The sequence below is a fragment of the Paraburkholderia acidiphila genome (assembly GCF_009789655.1).
In the GTDB taxonomy this organism is placed as follows: domain Bacteria; phylum Pseudomonadota; class Gammaproteobacteria; order Burkholderiales; family Burkholderiaceae; genus Paraburkholderia; species Paraburkholderia acidiphila.
On the sequence record NZ_CP046911.1, the window covers coordinates 585,342 to 604,598 of the forward strand.

Annotated in this window: 19 protein-coding genes and 1 riboswitch; of the genes, 11 read left to right on the plus strand and 8 right to left on the minus strand. The window is 62.8% G+C overall.

The window, feature by feature from the left end; translation table 11 throughout:
- Window positions 1-23 precede the first annotated feature (23 nt).
- The 3 genes from FAZ97_RS26875 to FAZ97_RS26885 form a co-directional block, all read right to left on the minus strand.
- Window positions 24-908, minus strand: coding sequence for a bifunctional helix-turn-helix transcriptional regulator/GNAT family N-acetyltransferase (locus FAZ97_RS26875; protein ID WP_158761599.1), 885 nt, complete (start codon window positions 906-908; stop codon window positions 24-26).
- A gap of 146 nt (window positions 909-1,054) precedes the next feature.
- A complete protein-coding gene (locus FAZ97_RS26880; RefSeq protein ID WP_158761601.1) occupies window positions 1,055-2,500 on the minus strand; it encodes a DEAD/DEAH box helicase in 1,446 nt (481 codons plus the stop codon).
- 312 nt (window positions 2,501-2,812) lie between these two features.
- Window positions 2,813-4,210, minus strand: coding sequence for an FAD-binding oxidoreductase (locus FAZ97_RS26885; RefSeq protein WP_158761602.1), 1,398 nt, complete (start codon window positions 4,208-4,210; stop codon window positions 2,813-2,815).
- A 135-nt stretch (window positions 4,211-4,345) separates the two neighbouring features.
- Between FAZ97_RS26885 and FAZ97_RS26890 the strand changes: the two genes are divergently transcribed.
- Window positions 4,346-5,260, plus strand: a complete 915-nt coding sequence (locus tag FAZ97_RS26890) for a LysR substrate-binding domain-containing protein (RefSeq protein WP_158761603.1) — start codon at window positions 4,346-4,348, stop codon at window positions 5,258-5,260.
- 81 nt (window positions 5,261-5,341) lie between these two features.
- Here the strand turns inward: FAZ97_RS26890 and FAZ97_RS26895 are convergent, their stop codons facing one another.
- Window positions 5,342-5,725: an ATP-dependent protease gene (locus tag FAZ97_RS26895; protein ID WP_158761604.1), complete on the minus strand. Its 384-nt coding sequence runs from the start codon at window positions 5,723-5,725 to the stop codon at window positions 5,342-5,344.
- A gap of 123 nt (window positions 5,726-5,848) precedes the next feature.
- Window positions 5,849-5,911, plus strand: a riboswitch (Fluoride riboswitch).
- Window positions 5,912-6,056: 145 nt separating this feature from the next.
- Between FAZ97_RS26895 and FAZ97_RS26900 the strand changes: the two genes are divergently transcribed.
- From FAZ97_RS26900 to FAZ97_RS26945, 10 genes are all read left to right on the plus strand, one after another.
- Complete coding sequence (locus FAZ97_RS26900; RefSeq protein ID WP_199272194.1) at window positions 6,057-7,604, plus strand: MutS-related protein; 1,548 nt, start codon at window positions 6,057-6,059, stop codon at window positions 7,602-7,604.
- Window positions 7,601-9,154: a MutS-related protein gene (locus tag FAZ97_RS26905; RefSeq protein ID WP_158761605.1), complete on the plus strand. Its 1,554-nt coding sequence runs from the start codon at window positions 7,601-7,603 to the stop codon at window positions 9,152-9,154. Before FAZ97_RS26900 ends, FAZ97_RS26905 begins: the two co-directional genes overlap by 4 nt.
- Before the next feature lie 78 nt (window positions 9,155-9,232).
- The gene (locus FAZ97_RS26910; protein WP_158761606.1) at window positions 9,233-9,562 is read left to right on the plus strand and encodes a DUF190 domain-containing protein; all 330 of its coding nucleotides are present in this window, start codon (window positions 9,233-9,235) and stop codon (window positions 9,560-9,562) included.
- A gap of 174 nt (window positions 9,563-9,736) precedes the next feature.
- On the plus strand, window positions 9,737-10,105 hold the full coding sequence (locus FAZ97_RS26915) for a DUF190 domain-containing protein (protein WP_158761607.1): 369 nt from the start codon (window positions 9,737-9,739) through the stop codon (window positions 10,103-10,105).
- 133 nt (window positions 10,106-10,238) lie between these two features.
- Window positions 10,239-10,730: an aminoacyl-tRNA deacylase gene (locus FAZ97_RS26920; RefSeq protein ID WP_158761608.1), complete on the plus strand. Its 492-nt coding sequence runs from the start codon at window positions 10,239-10,241 to the stop codon at window positions 10,728-10,730.
- 61 nt (window positions 10,731-10,791) lie between these two features.
- Complete coding sequence (locus FAZ97_RS26925) at window positions 10,792-10,998, plus strand: hypothetical protein (protein ID WP_158761610.1); 207 nt, start codon at window positions 10,792-10,794, stop codon at window positions 10,996-10,998.
- 87 nt (window positions 10,999-11,085) lie between these two features.
- Window positions 11,086-11,940: a class I SAM-dependent methyltransferase gene (locus tag FAZ97_RS26930; protein WP_158761612.1), complete on the plus strand. Its 855-nt coding sequence runs from the start codon at window positions 11,086-11,088 to the stop codon at window positions 11,938-11,940.
- A gap of 187 nt (window positions 11,941-12,127) precedes the next feature.
- Window positions 12,128-12,766, plus strand: a complete 639-nt coding sequence (locus FAZ97_RS26935) for a 4Fe-4S dicluster domain-containing protein (protein ID WP_158761614.1) — start codon at window positions 12,128-12,130, stop codon at window positions 12,764-12,766.
- Between the two features lie 15 nt (window positions 12,767-12,781).
- The gene (locus tag FAZ97_RS26940) at window positions 12,782-14,431 is read left to right on the plus strand and encodes an FAD-binding protein (RefSeq protein ID WP_158761615.1); all 1,650 of its coding nucleotides are present in this window, start codon (window positions 12,782-12,784) and stop codon (window positions 14,429-14,431) included.
- Between the two features lie 19 nt (window positions 14,432-14,450).
- Entirely contained in the window at window positions 14,451-15,692 is a 1,242-nt protein-coding gene (locus FAZ97_RS26945) for a complex I 51 kDa subunit family protein (protein WP_158761616.1), read from the plus strand.
- On the opposite strand, the gene FAZ97_RS26950 is transcribed toward FAZ97_RS26945, so the two are convergent.
- From FAZ97_RS26950 to FAZ97_RS26965, 4 genes are all read right to left on the minus strand, one after another.
- Entirely contained in the window at window positions 15,689-16,426 is a 738-nt protein-coding gene (locus tag FAZ97_RS26950) for a GntR family transcriptional regulator (RefSeq protein WP_158761617.1), read from the minus strand. The genes FAZ97_RS26945 and FAZ97_RS26950 overlap by 4 nt on opposite strands.
- 106 nt (window positions 16,427-16,532) lie before the next feature.
- On the minus strand, window positions 16,533-16,937 hold the full coding sequence (hpxZ, locus tag FAZ97_RS26955; RefSeq protein WP_158761619.1) for an oxalurate catabolism protein HpxZ: 405 nt from the start codon (window positions 16,935-16,937) through the stop codon (window positions 16,533-16,535).
- Window positions 16,934-17,599, minus strand: a complete 666-nt coding sequence (locus FAZ97_RS26960) for a cysteine hydrolase family protein (protein WP_158761620.1) — start codon at window positions 17,597-17,599, stop codon at window positions 16,934-16,936. Before FAZ97_RS26960 ends, hpxZ begins: the two co-directional genes overlap by 4 nt.
- Window positions 17,600-17,643: 44 nt before the next feature.
- The gene (locus tag FAZ97_RS26965) at window positions 17,644-19,257 is read right to left on the minus strand and encodes an ABC transporter ATP-binding protein (RefSeq protein WP_158761622.1); all 1,614 of its coding nucleotides are present in this window, start codon (window positions 19,255-19,257) and stop codon (window positions 17,644-17,646) included.

Consider the following 19,257-nt stretch of genomic DNA (forward strand, 5'->3'; position numbering starts at 1 on the left):
GCCATGCCAGGCGTTACGGCCGTTCACACGAGTCGCTTTTCAAACCAGTGATGCGCATAGGGTTCCGCGCTGAACGCATCGACTTCGATATATCCGGATTGCCGGTAGAGAGCAATCGCTTCGCGCAGAGCGCGATTAGTCTCCAGCCGGATTGCGCGCGCTTTCGCCTGCCGGGCACACTTCTCCGCCTCGACAATCAACCGGCGGCCTACACCCAAACCCCGAGCAGTCGGGCTTACCCACATTCGCTTGAGCTCGGCCGGGGACCTCTTGTGAAACTTCAGCGCGACGCAGCCTATCGGGCTTCCATGAAGTCTCGCGACGATCAACGCGCCTTCCGGCGCCGTCAGTTCGTGGGCATCCGCGGGCAGGCTCATGGACGGGTCGAAACCCGCTTCAAAGCGATCGTTCAGTTCGTCGAAGTATTGTTCGAAGCACCACCGAGCTTCATCGCTATCCGGCTTCTCAAGTGCAAATTGCACGAGCGACGCCTGGAGCAAGCGCTCGACCTCGGACATGGCTGCGACCAGTCTGCGTCGCTGCTCGTCGCCGAGCGGTTCCAGTGCACGTAAAGCGACTGCATCGGAGAGCCGTTCGAGTTCGGCCCTTTCCTTGAGCCCTTCCTCAGTCAGGCAAGCCCGGCGTACGCGGCGGTCGTTCGGATGAGCGAGGACGGCAACCAGGTTTTGTCGCTCGAGGGACGCCAGGGTCCGGCTGACATAACCCGAGTCAAGGTTTAGCCGCGTGCGAAGCGCACGAATATCCGCACCTTCGACGCCGATCTCCCATAGCAGGCGCGATTCGCCCATCGGGCGGCCGCGTCGGAGGAAATGATCGTCAATGGCACCGATGCTTTCGGCGACAGTACGGTTGAAGCGACGAATCTGGAGAATGTCGGCTGCGCTCATATCTCTGACTTTAGTCAGAGATATGATTCGCGTCAACACGGAGTCGTGGGATGTTTGCCGCCCGACGCGGCAAGCCGTGCTCCTGCCCAGGCGGCAATTCGCGAAGCGCCGTTCCAGCGGGGCGCAAACCGCCGCATCCCCACGGATCAGGGTTGCCGCTTGCCGCGGCCACCGGCGGGTTTGCCAGCAGGCTTACGTGAACCGGCAGCCGGCTTGCTGGCGGGTTTGCTACGGGGCTTTTGCACGCTGAACGGGCTACCGCTGGTGAAGTTTGTGCCTCTGCCGGCGGGCGCAGCGTGCTGCGCCGCAGGCTTGCGAGTGTTTTCGCCGTTTTGCGGGCGCGGCTTTTTGCCGGGAACCTGCACGGCGCCCGGCGTCGCTTGCGGCACTTTCGGCTTCTTGGGCTTTTTGGGTTTCTTGATGATCTGGCCCGTCGCGCTGGTTTCCGGCACGCGGTGTTCGGCTTCGAAGCCGGGTTCTTCTTCGCGGCGCAGCGTTTGCCGGATCAGCGCTTCGATCGCGGCCAGTTGCGGTGCTTCGTCGGCGCACACGAGGGACACCGCCACGCCGCTCGCGCCCGCGCGGCCGGTACGGCCAATACGGTGCACATAGTCTTGCGCCACGATCGGCAGATCCACGTTGATCACCAGCGGCAGATCGTCGATATCCAGCCCGCGCGCAGCCACATCGGTGGCGACCAGCATTTGCACGTCGCGCGTCTTGAAGCGCTCCAGCGCGCGCAGGCGTGCGGGCTGCGGTTTGTCGCCGTGGATGGTGTCGACCGCGTAGCCCGCATCCTCCAGCATGGCCGCCAGGTAATCCACGCCCGTGCGGGTTTTGACGAACACCAGCGCGTGCTCCCAGTTGTTTTCGGCCACGAGGTGCATGAAGAGGTCGGGCTTGTTCCGTTTGTCCACCGTCACCACCCATTGCTTGATCCTGCTGGCCGTGGCATTGGGTGGGCTGACGCTGATATTGAGCGGGTCGCGCAGAATGCTCGCCGCCATGGCGCGGATATCGTCGGTGAAGGTGGCGGAAAACAGCAGGGTCTGCCGCTGGGCGGGCAGGGCGGCAAAGACGGCGTTGAGTTCGCGCGCAAAGCCCAGATCCAGCATGCGGTCGGCTTCGTCCAGAACCAGCGTTTGCACCTGATCGAACTGCACGGCGTTCTGGCGATTCAGATCCAGCAAACGGCCTGGCGTGGCGACGAGCACATCCACGCCTTTGCGCAGCTTCATCATCTGCGGGTTGATACTCACCCCGCCGTAGGCGGCCAGAAAACGTAAGTCGAGACCTTTGCCGTAAGCCATAAAGCTTTGCAGCACCTGTTCGGCCAGTTCGCGCGTGGGCACCAGCACCAGAACACGCGCGCGATTGCTGGACACCGCCGGTCCGTGCTGCACCAGCCGTTGCAACAGCGGCAGCGCAAACCCCGCCGTTTTGCCAGTGCCGGTTTGTGCTCCAGCCATGACGTCACGGCCACCGAGCACAGCAGGAATCGCCTTGGCCTGCACCGGCGTAGGTGTCTGGTAATTGAGGTCCTGCACATTGCGCAGCAAGGGATCGATCAGGCCAAGCGAGGCAAAAGACATTGGCGTATTCCGGGCTAAAACCGCAATTCTAGCGGTTACTGCCTGATTGCGCCGCGCCAGAAAGCTGTGCTATGAGACGCCGCTGTGCGACACTGCCGCCAGCGCCACCCCAATTGCATCGACAGCAAACGCGCCAGCGGCCACGCAATCCGCCACCCGCGCAGCGGTATCGCCACGACCCCTTATAGGAACGGGGGGCCGACAGGCCATTATTTATCAATATTAGTATTCCTGCTTATTAATGAGTTTTATCGTCTCATTTGCGTTGTCGAGATGCGTGTGTACCGGATATTGCGCACCGGGTGAATGGACTCACGCAGGAGCAATGTTCTGATTCATACGGAAAAAGTTGTCCGGATCGTACTGGCGTTTGATGGAAGCCAACCGCGAATAATTTTCGCCATAGGCTTCCTTCACGCGTTCGTCGCCTTCGTCGCCGAGGTTGTTTGCATAGACGCCTCCGCACGAATACGGCCTTAACGCTTCCCATAGGCTGCGCACCCATTGGACGTTCACGGCATCGTCCCCTGTTTCGTCCCAGATGGCGACGGGAAAGCAGTCGAAGTTGGCGTCGCGATGCGCGTATGCGGTCGCGGACCCGGCCACGCGGGCAATGGCGCCCCCTACATGCTGAAAGACCAGCAACGATGACGGCGAAGGCGAGCGTTCATAGGCGCTCGTTACGGCGTCGATCGCGCCATCGTCAATCGATTTCAGGAACTGCGCCTTCCAGTAGTACCTCCGGCCTCGCGCAAACACGCTGTCGCCGTTCGATTGAATCTGGAGGTAGGGCACGCGCTCGAGACGGCAGTCGGCGGCAGAGGCGGAGTCCATCAGTGCCTCGAACACCCGTAGACCGGACTCCGGGGGGCCGGCATGGCAAGCCGATATGCTGAAAAATCGCTCGCCGGAAGGATTGGCGACGAATGCAGCGTCTGCGCTCACCTCATCCGGTGCATTGCGCGCAAACCGATCATAAAAGCGCAGTGCCGCGCGTGCTTGCTCGAACGGGTACAGCACAGAGCAGACAAGCAACTCGCGATCGAGCGGGTGAAGCTGCAAGTGAAAAGCGGTCGCGATGCCGAAGTTGCCTCCACCGCCCCGGACGGCCCAGAACAGGTCGGAATGTTTGCTGTCGCTTGCCAACAGTTTCTGCCCGTCGGCAGTGACCATTTCGACGGCGACAAGATTGTCGCAAGTCAGTCCGTATTTGCGGCCGAGCTTGCCGAAGCCGCCGCCCAACGTCAAGCCGGCAATGCCCGTATCGCTGATCACACCCGTTGTCGTCGCGAGGCCGTAGGCCATGGTGGCTCGATCGAACTCGCCGAGGGTGAGGCCAGCCTCCGCCCGCACGACGCGCCGGTCAGCGTCGACGTCGATCTGCTTCATCCGGGAAAGGTCGATGACGATGCCGGCATCGCAGACTGAAAGGCCCGCCACGTTGTGACCGCCGCTGCGCACCGCAACCCGCGCATCAATCGACCTGGCAAAGCGCACGGCTGCGACCACGTCGTCGGCGTCGGCACAATAGACGATCATGGCCGGCCGCTTGTCGACCGTCCCGTTCCACACCCGGCGCGCCTCGTCATAATCCGGATCGCGGGGCAGGACCAGTGTGCCGTGAAGCCTGTCGCGTAGTTGCTGGACCTGACGCGAGACCGTGTCGCTTTTGCCCTTCAAGACGTGTGACGTCTCCGTCTGCGTGCTCATCTTGTCTCCTTTGCATCCACTAGCGCTGAAGCCGAAATTCAAGGATCCATCGCTTGATGGTTTCATTTCCCGGTCGTCAAAGCAAAATGAAAGAATTCAGCTTTCAGATGAGAAAACTTCATCTAGACTGAACAGATGCGAAAGTTGCCCCCTCTGCGTTCGCTGCAGGCGTTCGAGGCGGTTGCGCGGCATCGCAGCTTCAAGGACGCCGCGAATGAACTCAACGTGACGCCGACGGCCCTGAGTCACCAGATCCGCACGCTCGAACAGGCGTGCGGCAGGCCGCTCTTTGCGCGGCGGCCACGACCCATTCGACTCACCGATGCTGGACAACTTCTATATCCGGCCCTGCGCAGTGGATTCGATTCATTCGCCGACGCCCTGTGCACGGTAGCCGGAATGGGTAGCACGATGGCGCTGCGCATCACCAGCCCGAACGCTTTCGCGAGTCGCTGGCTGGTGCCGCGGCTGTCGCTATGGCACGAGTCTCATCGCGACATCGCGCTGCGGATTATTGGTACCGATGCCGTCCTCGACCTGGCGGCAGGCGCTGCGGACGTGGCGATACGCTACGCACATTCGCCGCCAAACGGTCTGGTCTGTACGGAGATCGCGCGAGATGCGTTCTACGCCGTGGCTAACCCTCACCTCGTCGGAATAGAACAACCCCGCCCGTTTGCGGCGCTGGACCTGCTTCGATTTCCTCTGATCCATTACGAGTGGACGAACGGCGATCCCGAGGCGCCTTCCTGGCCGCGCTGGTTTTCTGCTTCGGGTGTTCCGGTATCGGCATTCACGTCGCTTCGGCGCACGCGTGATTTGAGCTTTCGGGAAGAACTCCATGCGATCGACGCTGTGCTCGCGGGCCAGGGCGTCGCGCTGTGCAGCGACGTCGTTCTGGAGCGCGAACTGCTGAGCGGCGCGCTCGTGAAAGTGCATCCCTTTGCGTTGCCTGGTTACGGTTTCTACGTCGCACATCTTGCGGAGCATGCGAGGTCCAGCGCGGTTCGTGCATTTGTTGAGTGGGTGATCTCCGCGCGCCGCACCTAGAAGCGGCTCAGGTGCGTGTGCGAACGCCTCGTAGGCTTCGCAGCGACTTGGCGACCTTCGCGGTACACCCGCAAGCGACGCTCAGAGATCTCCGCGCACTTCACCGGTTCCCAGCACGTTGCGGCGCCGGTTGACCTCCGCCCAAAGTTCATCGCTGTCGTCATTGCGCAGCAGGACCATGCAGTCCAGTTGCTTGTCGGTCACGCCGAAGTAGTCGAGGATTTCCCCGCGAACGGCAGCGACGAACTGTGCGTATTCGGGGCTGGCCTGGGCTTGCGCGTGCAGGGCGTCGTATGCCGCATCGTCCGCGCCGCCGCCGTGCTCGTCGATGTAGCGCGAGATCCACTGATCCCGTTCGCGGTCGTAGTCGGCCTCGGCGCGCATCGCTTGCACAGCCGTGTAGAGGTCCAGTTGGGAGAACGCGGCGATCGCCGCCGTCGTTGCCTCGTCGAATAGAGTCGTCATCGTGTATCTCATGTTGGCCGTGGCGCATTATCGCGCGGGCCGTGACTGGACGGCTGAGACTTCTTCGCATTCGCCTGTGCCATGTCCGCCGGGGGCTTGCAGCGCCGCCGATAGAGGCGTAACGTTCTTGCAGGAGATGGCATTCTCCTGGAACCGCCCTGACGGGCTAATGATGCCTACCGGCCTGGGAACAGGCACTGTCGGTGCATGCGGTTTCTTCGCTGGCCCCACCTGTGTCTGTGCCGTCAATACGGCGACTCCCGGTTCGCATCGTCACAGCCCAAAATTTGTTGGGTTGGGTGTTGTCGCGCGCTGTTAAAGGCGTGGCGACGTGGGACTGGAAATGGGATTTCACAGCATCCTGTTTGAGACGCCGGAAGACGGGCCGCCTGCCGGCGAGGTGCGCGAGCCGGAGTGCTTTGGCGACCTGAATCTCGACCAGATCGAGCAGAAGGTCACGCAAGGCTACGACGAGTACAACCTGACGCCATACTTTCGTGCGGCGCTCAATCGTGAGAGCGCAGTTCGATATCGGCACGACGTCATGCGCGACCTCGGGCGTCACGAGATTTCCCGGTGCATTCACACCTTTGCGCAGTCAATGCGCAAGATGCGCACGGCGCTGGCACAGGCGGAGAAGCTCTACTATCGGCGACAAAAACAGTGGTGGTTCCTCGAAGCTGCGTCCCGGTATTGCGATGCGCTCAGGACGTTGGAAACAACGCTACAAGCGGTTCACCCCAGCTCGGCAGGTTTGCGCGAATTCAGCGCGTGGCTTTCGGGGTATCTTCGTGGCGAGGTCTTCATCGGACTCCAGCGAGACGTGGTGGACCTGCAGACGGCGCTGGAGGCCGTTAGATACGCGGTTCACATTCACGGCAATGCAGTGACCGTGCTGAACTACGGCGGCGAGAGCGACTACAGTGCATACGTCGCGGGTCTCTTCGAGCGATTCAAGCAGGGTGACGTGAAGGACCACAGTGTCGAGCTCAAGGAATGGCCGGAAATGAATCACGTCGAGGCACAGATACTGGACTACGTCGCAGCGTTGCAGCCTCGACCGTTTGCGATGTTAGCCAGTTTTCGGCTGAATCACACGGGCTTTCTTGACGCCACCCTGGCTTCATTCGACCGCGAGGTGCAGTTCTACATCGCGTACGACGCCTACATTCAGATTTGCCGGGAGCAAGGCCTTCCCTTCTGCTACCCGATGGTTTCGTCGTCGAGCAAGGCCGAACGTTGCGACGATACGTTCGACCTCGCGCTCGCGCACAAGCTATGTGGAGACAAGCTTCCCGTTGTGCGCAACGACTTCTGGCTGGAGCGATCTGAGCGCATTATCGTGGTCTCTGGTCCCAACAATGGCGGCAAGACAACTTTCGCGAGAGCGTTCGGGCAACTTCACCACCTCGCCAGGCTTGGTTGCCCGGTGCCGGGCAGTGAGGCACACTTGTATCTCTGCGATCAGATCTTTGCGCATTTTGAGCGCGAAGAGAATACGAAGGACATGCGCGGCAAACTGCAGGACGACCTCACCCGGATGCACGCCATCGTGGCGCGAGCCACGCCACGCAGCGTCATTGTGATGAACGAGATTTTCAGTTCCACGACGCTTGCCGATGCGCTGTTTCTCTGCCGTCAAATCATCAAGCGGATTATGGAGCGCGACGCGCTTTGCGTATGCGTGACTTTTGTCGAAGAGTTGACGAGGCTCGGCGCGCAGACAGTGAGCATGGTCAGTGAAATCTGTCCAGCCAACCCTGCGGCGCGAACGTTCCGTATTCGCCGAAAGGCCGCCGATGGACGCGCATACGCCAACGCTGTGGCCGAGCAGTACGGGCTGACTCATGAACGCCTGAAGGAGCGCCTTGCATCATGAAAGCATGGTTGCTCTATGCGGATCGCGATTTCGATTGGCATCGCGATGAACAATGGAACGAAACCACGCTAACGCGGGATCTCGAACTCGCCAGCATTTTTGCGGCGATGGGAGCAGGCGATGAATTCCTCGAGGGGGTGGCGAAGAAAGTCGTGACCGTCAGTCTGGATGAGCTTGACGCCATTCTTTATCGACAGGCCACCCTTAGGGATTGTCTCAGCCACGAGGCCATTGTGCGGCGACTGTATGCGATTGCCGTGGAGGCGCAAGAGACAGAGCGCAGGAGCTTCTACTGGGGATTGACGGCTTCGGCGTCCAGCGTCCTGCACTCGGCCCGGGATCTCGTGCAGGCGTATCTCGTCCCGCTGGCGAAGTTGCGCCAACTCGCGGACGACGAAGCGCCGTCATTCGAATCGGCCGGATTCAGAAGGTTCTTCGCGATGGTGCGCAAAGAACTGCCGGATGACTACTTTGCGGCCGTGAAGCATTGCCTGAAGGCACTCAGGTTTAATCGCGGTGTGCTGATTCGTGCGCAACCAGGTCGTGGCGTCAAGGGCACCCACTACGTTTTGTGCAAACCCCACGAGCCGGAACCCAATCTCATTCGCCGTCTACTCGCAAGGCGCCCACCCTCGCACACGTTCCGCATTGCCGAGCGAGATGAGAACGGTGCGCGCGCACTCTCCGAACTTGAAGCGCGCGGCGTCAATCACGTTGCAAACGCGCTTGCCCAGTCGGCCGACCATATCAAGAGCTTCTTCGCGATGCTGCGCTCGGAGCTTGGCCTCTATCTGGGTTTCATGAACCTGCGCAACAGACTGGCGAAGCGTGGTTTGCCAGTCTGCTTCCCGGTGCCTTTTCCGCTTGAACAGCGCAAGCATCGATGCTCAGCGCTGTACGACATCAGTCTCGCACTGCGTACGGAGCAGGCACCGGTCGGAAACGACGTTGACGCGAACGGAAAGGACGCGATCGTCGTGACCGGTGCGAACCAGGGCGGGAAGTCGACGTTTCTGCGTAGTATTGGCATTGCGCAGGTGCTGCTCCAGGCGGGCGGCATGGTCGGCGCCTCGGCATTTGAAGCAAACGTCGCGACGGGGATCTTCACGCACTACAAGCGGGAAGAAGACGCCACGATGCAGGGCGGAAAATTCGACGAAGAGTTGAGCCGCATGAGTGAGGTCGTTGACCATATCAGGCATCACGCGCTCTTTCTTTCCAACGAGTCGTTTGCATCTACCAACGAGCGCGAGGGATCGGAAATCGGTAGGGAGATTATCGACGCTCTGCTCGAGGCGCGCGTAAAGATATGCCTTGTCACCCACCTGTTTACGTTGGCGAAGGGTCTCTCGGCCGAATGCGCGTTTCCCGCAGTCTTTCTGCGCGCCGAGCGCCGGGAGGATGGAGAGCGCACTTTCCGACTGATTCAGGGCGAGCCGCTGCAAACGAGTTTCGGGCAAGACTTGTACTGCGCCATATTCGAGCAGGACGCAGTGGAGTCGGACGATGCTGGGCATATGCAGGAGCCGTTGCCATGCGTCAAAGCTTGATCCCGGGCGGGCGGTTAGCGGCGCGTTTGCGCTTCTCTTTCGCCGGGCACAGTTCATCAACTCGATCAGGAGGCGTTTATGCGAGGTAGTCAACTGACCATCTATGCGGCTAATCAGAGCCATCGCGTCCGGCACCTTTCGGTCGTTGACTGGATACTTGAGGAAGCCAGAAACGCGGACATTCATGGCGCCACAGTCGTCGAAGTCGCCGAAGGTGTGGACCACAAGGGAAAATATCATGCGGCTCGCTTTTTCGAGCTTGCGGAACAGTCGGTTGCCGTCACGCTCATCGCCGGAGATTCACAGATTGACGCCTTGCTCGAAAAGCTCAACGGTGGCGGTGTTCCCCTTTTTTATACGCGAGCGCGAATCGAATACGCCGCGCTTGGAGCGAAAGCTGGAGGCTGAGGATAGAACAAGCCGAGCTTGTGCCTAGCGTCGTCCGGGTGCGCTGCAATGCAGCACATGCCGGCGCCAGACCTTGCACTAGAATGGATTGAGGGTCTCCCGGTGGCCGTTCGGCACCGGTCAGATCCGGTCGCAGTGTCTGCACAGCGGTCCCCCGCGCGCGTGGAGGAGGGCATGAACGGCTTTCAGCTTACGTTTTACACCGAACATGACCGCCACCATGGACATCGAACGGTGTGCGAGTGGCTGCTTCACGAAGCGGGCCGTCTGGGAATCCATGGTGTCACGGTCATCAACTGCGCCGAGGGTACCGGGCATGCTGGCGCACATCATGGGGCTCATTTGCTGAATCTCGCCGACCAACCGGTGCAAGTCATTCTCGCCGTTACGGAAGACGAAGCCCAGCGCATGCTCGACTCCGTTGAAGCCGAGCACGTTCACGTCTTCTATACACGGTTTCCCATCGAGTTCGGGGTGCTCGGTGGGGACGCGCAGCAGACCGGGAAAACGCGCTTTCCGATATTCGGACATAAGCCGAAATAGTCCCTTTACAGCATGGCCTTCGTACTGTGAATTTACGGCGAGGGTGCCGGTGTGCTATTCGCGTGCGCGTGAACTATTCTGAAGAGGTCACTCGCGGCTGGTTTTCTTCTACGCATTCGACAGGAGGTGTGCCATGTCGATGTCGACCACCCTGCAGGAGCGCCTGCGCAGCAAGGGCTCACGCTACGAACTCGTGCGCCACCCATACAGTCATTCGAGCATGGAAAGCGCTGCGGCAGCGCACATTCCCGGCGACCGTCTCGCGAAAACCGTGCTGCTCGAGGACGAGCACGGCTATGTGGCCGTCGTACTGCCCTCAACCTACGCCGTGCAATTGTCCGAGCTTTGGAACAAGACAGGGCGCAGGCTCGCCCTGGCGACCGAGGCCGAGCTGCGCGAGCTGTTCAAGGACTGCGATGCAGGGGCGCTGCCGCCGATCTGCGGGGCGTATGGCATGAAAACCTATCTCGAAGCGAACCTGGCGGGCCAGCCGGACATCTACTTCGAGGCGGGCGATCACGAAGAACTGGTTCATATGGAAGCGGGCGAGTTTCTGGCGCTGATGGACGATGCGGAGCGTGCCCATTTCGCACGGCGCATGCGAGGCATGAGCGGGCGCGCGTGAGTGAGCGCAGCGGGGCCGCAGCCCGCCGAGTGTCGACGTGCCGGGACTCAAGGAGCGAACGATGAAGTTCTACGCGCGTGAGTACGAAGGGCGTCTGGAGGTGTTCAGCTTCGATGGCGTTTATAGAATCCGCATCACCCAGTTGTGCGGCGCGGCACAAAAAGCGTTCGCGGACACCGTCCAGCTATGGATAAGCGACGGGGTATCGGCAGACGAAGCCGTCGCGCGAGAGGCCGAGTCATTGGCCCGGTTAATTAAGGAATACTAGAAAATGTGACGCCAGCCGCTCTGGCTGCCGCTTGCTGCACGCCCGACGAGGCCGTCACCCGTTCACCCGCCAGGCAGGAGAACCCGGATGGCCTCGCCCGAAGAGATCGACGCCGACATGCTGGCCTTCTGGAACGGTAACGGCGGCAACATCTGGGTGGCTCGACAGGAACACACCGACCTCACGCTCGCGCCGGTGACAAGCGCCTTGCTTGTCTTTGCCGCTCCGCGTGCCGGCGAACGCGTGGTGGATATCGGCTGTGGTTGCGGCGCGCCCACGCTGGAATTCGCGCGTGCCGTGGGTCCGTCCGGCAGCGTGGCGGGAGTGGACATTTCCGGGCCAATGCTTGCCGAGGGGAAAAGGCGCGCGAGCGCCGCCGGCATCGCCAATATCGATTGGCGGCAGACCGATCCGGCAACCGCCGCGCTGGACGAATACGATCTGCTGATCTCCGCGTTCGGCGTGATGTTCTTCGGCGACCGGGTGGCGGCGTTCGCCAATATGCGCCGCGCCGCCGCGCCGGGCGCACGCATGGCGCTCGTATGCTGGCGTACGCTGGCCGAAAACCCGTGGATGGAAGTGCCGATGACCGCGGCCGCGCGGCACCTGCCGCCAAGGCCGCAGCCGGTGCCTAACGCACCGGGCATGTTCGCTTTCGCCGATCGGGACCACGTGACCGAGGTGGTCACGGCAGCCGGTTGGGCGGCGCCGCGCTTCGAGAAACTCGATATGGACCTCGATATCGCTGCCGGCCGCGGGCTGGAGCAGGCGGTGGTTCAGTCAACCCAGATCGGCGCGGTCAATAGTTGGTTGCGCAACCAGCCGGCGGAGGTCATCTCCGCCGCCACAGCGTCTGTTCACGAGGCGCTCGCGCCCTATGCGGACGGTCCGGGAGTGCGGTTGCCTGGCGCGATGTGGTTGATCAGCAGCACGCGCGTCTGAACGAGCCTCGCCGCTCAATGGCCTTTTCGCCACTGCACGTTCACGAGCGCCGAAATGAGGGACGAAGGCCCTCAACCACGTTCTCGTGCGACCTGCGCATGGCGACAACCTCCGTTGTGCTAAGGTTCGTATGACCTTTCACGTGGGTTTGCCAGTGCGGCGCCGGTGCGCCGCAAGGAGACCGAAGATGGTTCGCCTAAGCATTGAGGGGCGCGAGCTGGAGGCGCCGGCCACCTGCTCGATCCTGCAGGCTTTCGTGCATGCTGGCCAGACGCTCGTCGAAGGTGTCGGCTGCATGGGGCAGGGTGTGTGCGGGTCCTGTCGCGTCATGGTCCGGCGCAGCGGTGAGCAGGAGGTGAAGACCGTACTCGCGTGCGAGACGCGGGTCGAAGCGGGCATGCAGGTCGCATTCCTCGACTACCTCACCACGCCCGCGCGCCACGTGTATCGCATGGAGGACCTCGGCGATAGCTGGCAAGCGCTGAGCACGATGTCCGAAATCTTCCCGGAAGCGTCCCACTGCCGCCACTGCAGCGGCTGTGACCGCGCCTGCCCAAAGGGGCTCGAAGTCCAGCGTGGTGTGAACCTGGCGGTGGAGGGCAGGCTGGACGCCGCCAGTCAGGTGTTCGACGAATGCGTCATGTGCAACCTCTGCACGCTCGCTTGCCCCGAGCATATTCGGCCCAACCATCTCGGTCTGTTCGTGAGACGCATGATTGCGGCTCACTCGCTGCGTCCGGCCAATCTTGTCCGCAGGCTGCAGCAGATCGAACGCGGCGAAATGGAGATCGACTTCGACGCGCCAGGCGCGCAGCCGCCGCGTTGACCGGTGCCTGCGAACATGTCAACCGGCATCCCCTACGAAAACGCGCTTCAGCGCTACCGCCCAGGCGTTGCGCCCGTGTTGCGTGCGGACGACCCATCCGTCGACGATCTCCTCAAGGGCTATCACCCCGATCACGGGCCCAATGCGCGCGTGGCCCTGGCCGTTGGTGTGAATCGAGGGGAATCGTGCCAGCCGGATCTCGCGCGCCTGTTGCAGGCCAACGCGTTGATCGACGACGTCGATCTGGCCGGCGCGCAGCTCGTGCATACCGATGTGCTGGTCGTCGGCGGCGGGGGCGCGGGATGCGCTGCGGCGCTCACCGCGGCAAAGCAGGGCGCGCGGGTCATGTTGGCCGGCAAGCTGCGCCTTGGCGACAGCAACACCGTGATGGCCGAGGGCGGAATCCAGGCCGCCGTGGGGGAAGACGACAGCCCCCAACTGCACTTCGAGGACACGTTGCGTGCCGGCCATTTCTGCGGCGACCCCGAACTCGTCGCGCAAATGGTGATGGACGGCCCCGATGTGATTCGCTGGCTCATCCAGCTCGGCATGATGTTCGATCTGGAGGACGACCGGCCGATCGGCGGCAACCTGTTGCGCAAGAAGCCTGGCGGCGCCTCGGCGGCGCGCATTCTTTCGTATCGGGACTACACCGGGCTGGAGATGATGCGCGTACTGCGCGAAGCGGTCGACCTCGATTCCGGTATCGACGTCTGGAACCGCTGCCCCGTGGTCGAACTGCTCTCGGACGAGCGCGGAAGCTGCGCGGGCGCCGTGCTCTATAACCTCGAATGGCGAACCTTCGTGCTGGTGCGAGCGCGTGCCGTGATCCTCGCCACGGGCGGGGCCGGGCGACTGCACCTGAATGCCTTTCCGACCTCCAACCACTACGGTGCGACCGCCGACGGCCTCGTACTGGCGTATCGAATCGGCGCGCGGCTGCGTGAGCTCGACTCGTTCCAGTACCACCCAACCGGAGTTGCCTGGCCGCCCCACCTCGCTGGCGGTTTGATCTCGGAGGCGGCGCGCTCTGCGGGCGCGAAGCTCATCAACGGCGAAGGAGAGCGTTTCGTCGACGAGCTCAACGCGCGGGACGTGGTGGCCTCGGCCATCCTGCGCGAATGCGCGCAAGGGCGCGGCATTACGCACGACGACCGGGTCGGGGTGTTCCTCGACACACCGACACTCGAAATGGAAAACCCGGGCATTCTGGCGCAGCGTCTCGTCACGCTACGCCATCTCGCGCACAAGTGCGGTATCGATCCGGCGCGCGAGCCGTTTCTTGTTTATCCCACGCTGCACTATCAGAACGGAGGCGTCGCAGTGGACAAGGACGGCGCGACGAACGTGCCCGGCCTGTACTGCGCGGGAGAGGTTACAGGCGGAATTCATGGCCGCAACCGGCTGATGGGCAATGCGTTGCTCGACATTCTGAGCATGGGGCGCCGGGCTGGGGCGAGCGCGGCGCAGTCGAAGGGGCGCACCATGGCCAGTCGCGCCGGCATCGGGCATGTTCACGCGTGGCAGCGGGCGCTCACGTTGGCGGGACTGTCCTTGCACGTGAAGGCGCCGCAGCTTTTCCCCGACTACGCGCATTTCGATCTGCAGGCCGACGCGAGCTTGCGCCCGGACGCACGCTCGCGCGCGGCCGGCAGCACCCGGTGACGCGATCCACGGAGCGCCAATGGACAAGCTCAATCAGGTTCTGTTGCGCGATGAGATCCGCGTAGGCGCGAATCTCGATGGCTGGCTCGCGCATGGCGGCGGCGAAGGACTCGGGAGGGCGTTGCAGGACCCCGGAGCGATCATTGCGGAAATTGCCGCGGCGGATTTGCGCGGTATGGGCGGTGCGGGATTCCCGACGCATCGAAAATGGACGCCTGTGGCCGCCGCGCCTGAAGGGGACAAGTACATCATCTGCAATGGCAACGAAGACGAACCCGGCACCTTCAAGGACCGCTTTCTGCTGGAACACACGCCTCACCAGGTGATAGAAGGCGCGCTCATCGCCGCACTCGCGACTCGCGCCAACCATGTCGTGCTCTATGTGAACCCGCATGAGCAACAGGCACTCGCGGTCACTCGCGACGCCGTGCAGCAGTGGCGCGAGCATCCGCTTTTCACTGCGATCGAACAGGCAATCGGAAAGCCCCTCTCACTTTGCGTTCTCCCCAGTTCAGGGCTGTACATCGGAGGAGAGGAGACGGCGGTCATTGCCAGTGTGGAAGGCGGGTTTCCGTTTCCACGGCGCAAACCGCCTTTCCCGGCGCAGCAAGGTGTACATGGCGCACCGACCATCGTCAACAACACCGAGACCCTGGCTCACGTACCCGGCATCCTGCGCCACGGCGCGCAGTGGTATCGGGACCTGGGTATTGGCCATGCCGCGGGGACCAAGCTTTACTCGCTCTCCGGCGACGTCTTGCGTCCGGGTCTGTACGAACTGCCGATGGGCACGAGCCTCGCGGCGCTCGTCTTTGAATACGGCGGCGGGATGTTGCAGGACAAGGAATTCAAGGCGGTCTTCACCGGCGGCCCCTCCAACACCCTGCTGACGAAACGCGAACTCGATGTCGCGCTCGACTTCGACTCCGTCCGGCAACGCCGCTCGCGTCTTGGCACGGGCGCCATGATCGTCGTTTCGGAAGGCACCAGCATCGTGCGCAAGGTCGCGGAGTACGTGAGCTTCTTCGCCCAGGGCTCGTGTGGGCAGTGTCCGCCTTGCAAGGGCGGGACTTTTCAGTTGATGCGGCTTCTCAACCGGCTCGACACCGGCCGCGGCGTACGCGCCGATCTGGATTCTCTGGAGAACCTGTGCCGCATTCTTCCGGGCAGCGGGCGTTGCGGTCTTATCGACGGTGCGGTGACTGTCGTGGAAAGCTCGCTCGACCAGTTCCGCGACGAATACGAAGCACTTCTAACCTAGTTCACGAACGGCAGCTTTTCATCGCGCGCCGTCGCGAGCATCGACAGCGTGATCTTTCTCACCTCCAGCTTGCTTTGCGTAATGTGCGCGCGCAGCAGGATGCTCGCTTCGGCAAATTTCCCGCGATCGACGAGGTTGAGCATCGTCGAATGCTCGTCGTAGGTCGCGCTCGTGCGATGCGCCTTGAGAAAATCGAGCCGCCGTACGATACGGATACGTTCGGTCACCTCATTATGTACGCGCAGCATCTCGTCGTTGCCCGCTGCGCTCACGAGTCCGCGATGAAAGCCCTCGTCCAGCACGAACATGGCAGCCGGGTCGCTTTCGCGTTGGCTTTGCTCGACGCACCACACGGCCCGCAGCGCGTCCATGGCGTGGTGGGGAACGCCGGGGAGCCGATCGATCGCCGCCAGTTCGAGCACGATGCGCAGGTCATAGAGCTGGTCGAGCCGGTTGAAGTCGATATCGCAGACCTTCCAGCCGCGCCGGAATCCCACCTCGAGATACCCCTCGCGCAGCAGGCGGAACAGCGCGTCGCGCACCGGCGTGCGCGACACGCCGTAATGCTGGGCGATGTCGTTTTCCGAAAAGCGGTCGCCAGGAAACAGGCGAAAGTTGAAGATGTCCTGCTTGATCAGCTGATACACCTGTTCCGCAAGCGGGTTCGCGCTATAAACCATCTTCGCGCCAGATGCTGGGGAGGCCTCGGCGGCCGCTTCGGGCAAGTCGTTCATGAGTCGGGTGTAGAAAACATCGAAAGTTTTTCAGCGCGTCCGTGTAACGCCGGGCGATGAACGCCGCCTCGCCATTATCCGCGCCTATTCGTGCGCTTGTTCGTATTCAAGCGGGCTCGATGAGGCTCACGTGCGCCGCCACGATCATCCAGCCACCGAATGTTTCGTCCGGCTTGCGCAGCCGCGCCCAGGTCTGCATCTGGCGGCCTGTCAACGGCGTCGCGTCGCTTGTGAACTCGGTGCTCACCGTCGCATAGTCGGCGCCGAAAGTCGTCACGACGGTGCGGTGCAGGCGTCTCGAGCGCGGCACGGGTACGCAGGTCTCCCGCCAGCGGCGGATCGCCTCGCCGCCGTGCTGGATTTCGGCGATGCCGTAGCGTACGGTTTCCGGTGCGTCCCAGAAGAGTGCGTTCATGGTTTCGACGTCGTTGTCGACCAGCGCACGCTCGTAAGCCTTGAAAGCCGCATCCACCTGCGCAACGATTTCGGGCCGGTTCAGTTCGAGCGTCATCGGGCTGCCTCCAGCAGGGCGTCGAGCGGAGCGGTCCAGCCGACGATCCCGCCCTGCGAATGGATCATCGCAATCGTGGCTTCGCGAAACGCGGGAATGTAGCTCGCCGTCGCATCCTCGATGAGCAGGCACTTATAGCCTCGATCGTTGGCTTCGCGCATTGAGGTTTGCACGCAGACCTCCGTTGTTACGCCAGCGAACACGAGGTGCGTGATGCCGCGCATCGCCAGTTCCTCGCCAAGGCGCGTTGCGTAGAAAGCGCCTTTACCCGGCTTGTCGATGACGAGTTCGCCGTCGAGTGGCTTAAGCGAATCGATGATGGCATTGCCGGGTTCGCCGCGCACCAGAATACGGCCCATCGGCCCTTTGTCGCCGATACGCGCATTCGGCGTGCCGCGCAAAAGTTTGGCCGGTGGGCAATCGGAAAGGTCGGGTGCGTGCGATTCGCGCGTGTGCACGACCTGCCAGCCCGCTGAACGGGCGTGGGCAAGCAGCCGCGCGACCGTTGGCACGATGCCGGCAAGCAGCGACACGTCGTTGCCGAGCGCCTCGCCAAAGCCGCCGGGCTCGATGAAGTCGCGCTGCATGTCGATGACAATGAGCGCCGTGTGACGCGCATCGAACGTGAACGGAACGGGCTTGGCCCGGGCGATGGTTGTCATCGCTGTCCTTCTCCCTTTGTGCTGTGTGTCGATCGGGTGTCCCCTCAGGCGCTTGCGTGCAGCACGGCCGGCTCTGCCGGCTGCGGCTTGCCTTCGTCGCCATGTCCTGCCATGTGGCGCCCCAGCACCACGCGGTCCGCGACGCTTGCCACCGTCTCGTAGACGAGCCGCCCTTCGGCCATCACGACGATACGGTCGGCGAGTTCCAGGAGTTCGTCGAGGTCTTCGCTCACGAGCAGGACAGCCGCGCCGGCATCGCGCGCAGCGAGAATACGCGCATGAATAGCGGCTACCGAGGCAAAGTCGAGTCCGAACACCGGATTCGCGACGATCAGCACGTTCACGGCCTGACCTAGCTCGCGTGCCAGCACGGCGCGCTGTACATTGCCGCCGGAAAGCGTGCCGATGGTGCGTTCGGGCAGCGGCGGCCGCACGTTGAATTCGGCGATCAACCGCTCGGCGCGTGCGCGCATCGCACGCCGGTCGAGCCACCATCCCCGGCGCCGCAGCGGTGCGCGATCGAAATCGCGCAGCGCCATGTTCTCCGCCACGCTCATCCCCGCGACGCACGCGTTGCGCAGCGGCTCCTCGGGAAGCGCGAACACCCTCAGGCGGGTCATTTCCTCGCGCGTCGCGGCATAGGGCGCGCCTTCCACGCGCATCTCGCCCGAGACGACCTTGCGCTGCCCGACGAGCGCTTCGATCAGCTCCTTCTGGCCGTTGCCGGAGACGCCTGCGAGCCCGAGAATTTCTCCCGCCCGCACCGAGACCGAGGCTTCCCTTACGGCGGCGTGCCCGCGGTCGTCAACGATCGAGAGGCTCGATAGCGAGAGCCGCACCGGGGCGTCGGGCGAGTGCGTCTTGCGCGTAAGCCGCATCTCGCCATCGTCTTCGGCGGCCCCCTCGCGCGCTTCGAGGCTCGCGTCGCTGCCCATCATCCAGGCGGCCAACTGTTCGCGGTCGGTCTCGGCAACGGCACAGCTGGCGACGAAGCGCCCCTTGCGCAGCACGGTCACGTTGTCCGCATAGGCCATCACCTCGCGGAACTTGTGCGTGATCATCAGTACCGTGAGGTCGCCGCGCGAGGCGAGCTTGCGCATCAGGCCGAGCACCTCGTCGGCTTCCTGCGGCGTGAGTACGGACGTCGGTTCGTCCAGGATCAGGAAACGTTGTTCCAGATACAGCTGCTTGAGGATTTCGAGTTTCTGTTTCTCTCCGGCCGCGAGAGACGACACGGGCGCGTCGAGCGCGAGGCGAAACGGCATGCGCCGCATGAACGCGTCGAGGGCCTTGCGCTCCGCCGCCCAGTCGATCTTCCATGGCAGCTTGCCGCGCGCGAGGAGCAGGTTTTCCTCGACGCTCAGCCCGGCCGCCAATGTGAAGTGCTGATAGACCATGCCGATGCCGAGCGCCTGGGCATCGCGCGGGGACGTGATGTGCACCTCGCGCCCGTCGGCCAGAATCGCGCCGTGATCGAGCACGCCATAGCCCACGAGCCCCTTGACGAGCGTGCTCTTGCCCGCGCCGTTTTCGCCGAGCAGCGCGTGCACGGTTCCAGGCGCCACCTTGATCGTGACGTCGTCGAGTGCGCGGAACGCACCGAATGACTTGCTTGCGCCGATTACCTCGACGCCGAGCGCTCGCGTCGCGGTCGCCAT

What these genes read in the sequence shown, in the direction of transcription:
- FAZ97_RS26875 (WP_158761599.1), bottom strand. Translation starts at nt 908, where the DNA reads ATGAGCGCAGCCGACATTCTCCAGATTCGTCGCTTCAACCGTACTGTC.
- FAZ97_RS26880 (WP_158761601.1), bottom strand. Translation starts at nt 2,500, where the DNA reads ATGTCTTTTGCCTCGCTTGGCCTGATCGATCCCTTGCTGCGCAATGTG.
- FAZ97_RS26885 (WP_158761602.1), bottom strand. Translation starts at nt 4,210, where the DNA reads ATGAGCACGCAGACGGAGACGTCACACGTCTTGAAGGGCAAAAGCGAC.
- FAZ97_RS26890 (WP_158761603.1), top strand. Translation starts at nt 4,346, where the DNA reads ATGCGAAAGTTGCCCCCTCTGCGTTCGCTGCAGGCGTTCGAGGCGGTT.
- FAZ97_RS26895 (WP_158761604.1), bottom strand. Translation starts at nt 5,725, where the DNA reads ATGACGACTCTATTCGACGAGGCAACGACGGCGGCGATCGCCGCGTTC.
- FAZ97_RS26905 (WP_158761605.1), top strand. Translation starts at nt 7,601, where the DNA reads ATGAAAGCATGGTTGCTCTATGCGGATCGCGATTTCGATTGGCATCGC.
- FAZ97_RS26910 (WP_158761606.1), top strand. Translation starts at nt 9,233, where the DNA reads ATGCGAGGTAGTCAACTGACCATCTATGCGGCTAATCAGAGCCATCGC.
- FAZ97_RS26915 (WP_158761607.1), top strand. Translation starts at nt 9,737, where the DNA reads ATGAACGGCTTTCAGCTTACGTTTTACACCGAACATGACCGCCACCAT.
- FAZ97_RS26920 (WP_158761608.1), top strand. Translation starts at nt 10,239, where the DNA reads ATGTCGATGTCGACCACCCTGCAGGAGCGCCTGCGCAGCAAGGGCTCA.
- FAZ97_RS26925 (WP_158761610.1), top strand. Translation starts at nt 10,792, where the DNA reads ATGAAGTTCTACGCGCGTGAGTACGAAGGGCGTCTGGAGGTGTTCAGC.
- FAZ97_RS26930 (WP_158761612.1), top strand. Translation starts at nt 11,086, where the DNA reads ATGGCCTCGCCCGAAGAGATCGACGCCGACATGCTGGCCTTCTGGAAC.
- FAZ97_RS26935 (WP_158761614.1), top strand. Translation starts at nt 12,128, where the DNA reads ATGGTTCGCCTAAGCATTGAGGGGCGCGAGCTGGAGGCGCCGGCCACC.
- FAZ97_RS26940 (WP_158761615.1), top strand. Translation starts at nt 12,782, where the DNA reads ATGTCAACCGGCATCCCCTACGAAAACGCGCTTCAGCGCTACCGCCCA.
- FAZ97_RS26945 (WP_158761616.1), top strand. Translation starts at nt 14,451, where the DNA reads ATGGACAAGCTCAATCAGGTTCTGTTGCGCGATGAGATCCGCGTAGGC.
- FAZ97_RS26950 (WP_158761617.1), bottom strand. Translation starts at nt 16,426, where the DNA reads ATGAACGACTTGCCCGAAGCGGCCGCCGAGGCCTCCCCAGCATCTGGC.
- hpxZ (WP_158761619.1), bottom strand. Translation starts at nt 16,937, where the DNA reads ATGACGCTCGAACTGAACCGGCCCGAAATCGTTGCGCAGGTGGATGCG.
- FAZ97_RS26960 (WP_158761620.1), bottom strand. Translation starts at nt 17,599, where the DNA reads ATGACAACCATCGCCCGGGCCAAGCCCGTTCCGTTCACGTTCGATGCG.
- FAZ97_RS26965 (WP_158761622.1), bottom strand. Translation starts at nt 19,257, where the DNA reads ATGGCGACCGCGACGCGAGCGCTCGGCGTCGAGGTAATCGGCGCAAGC.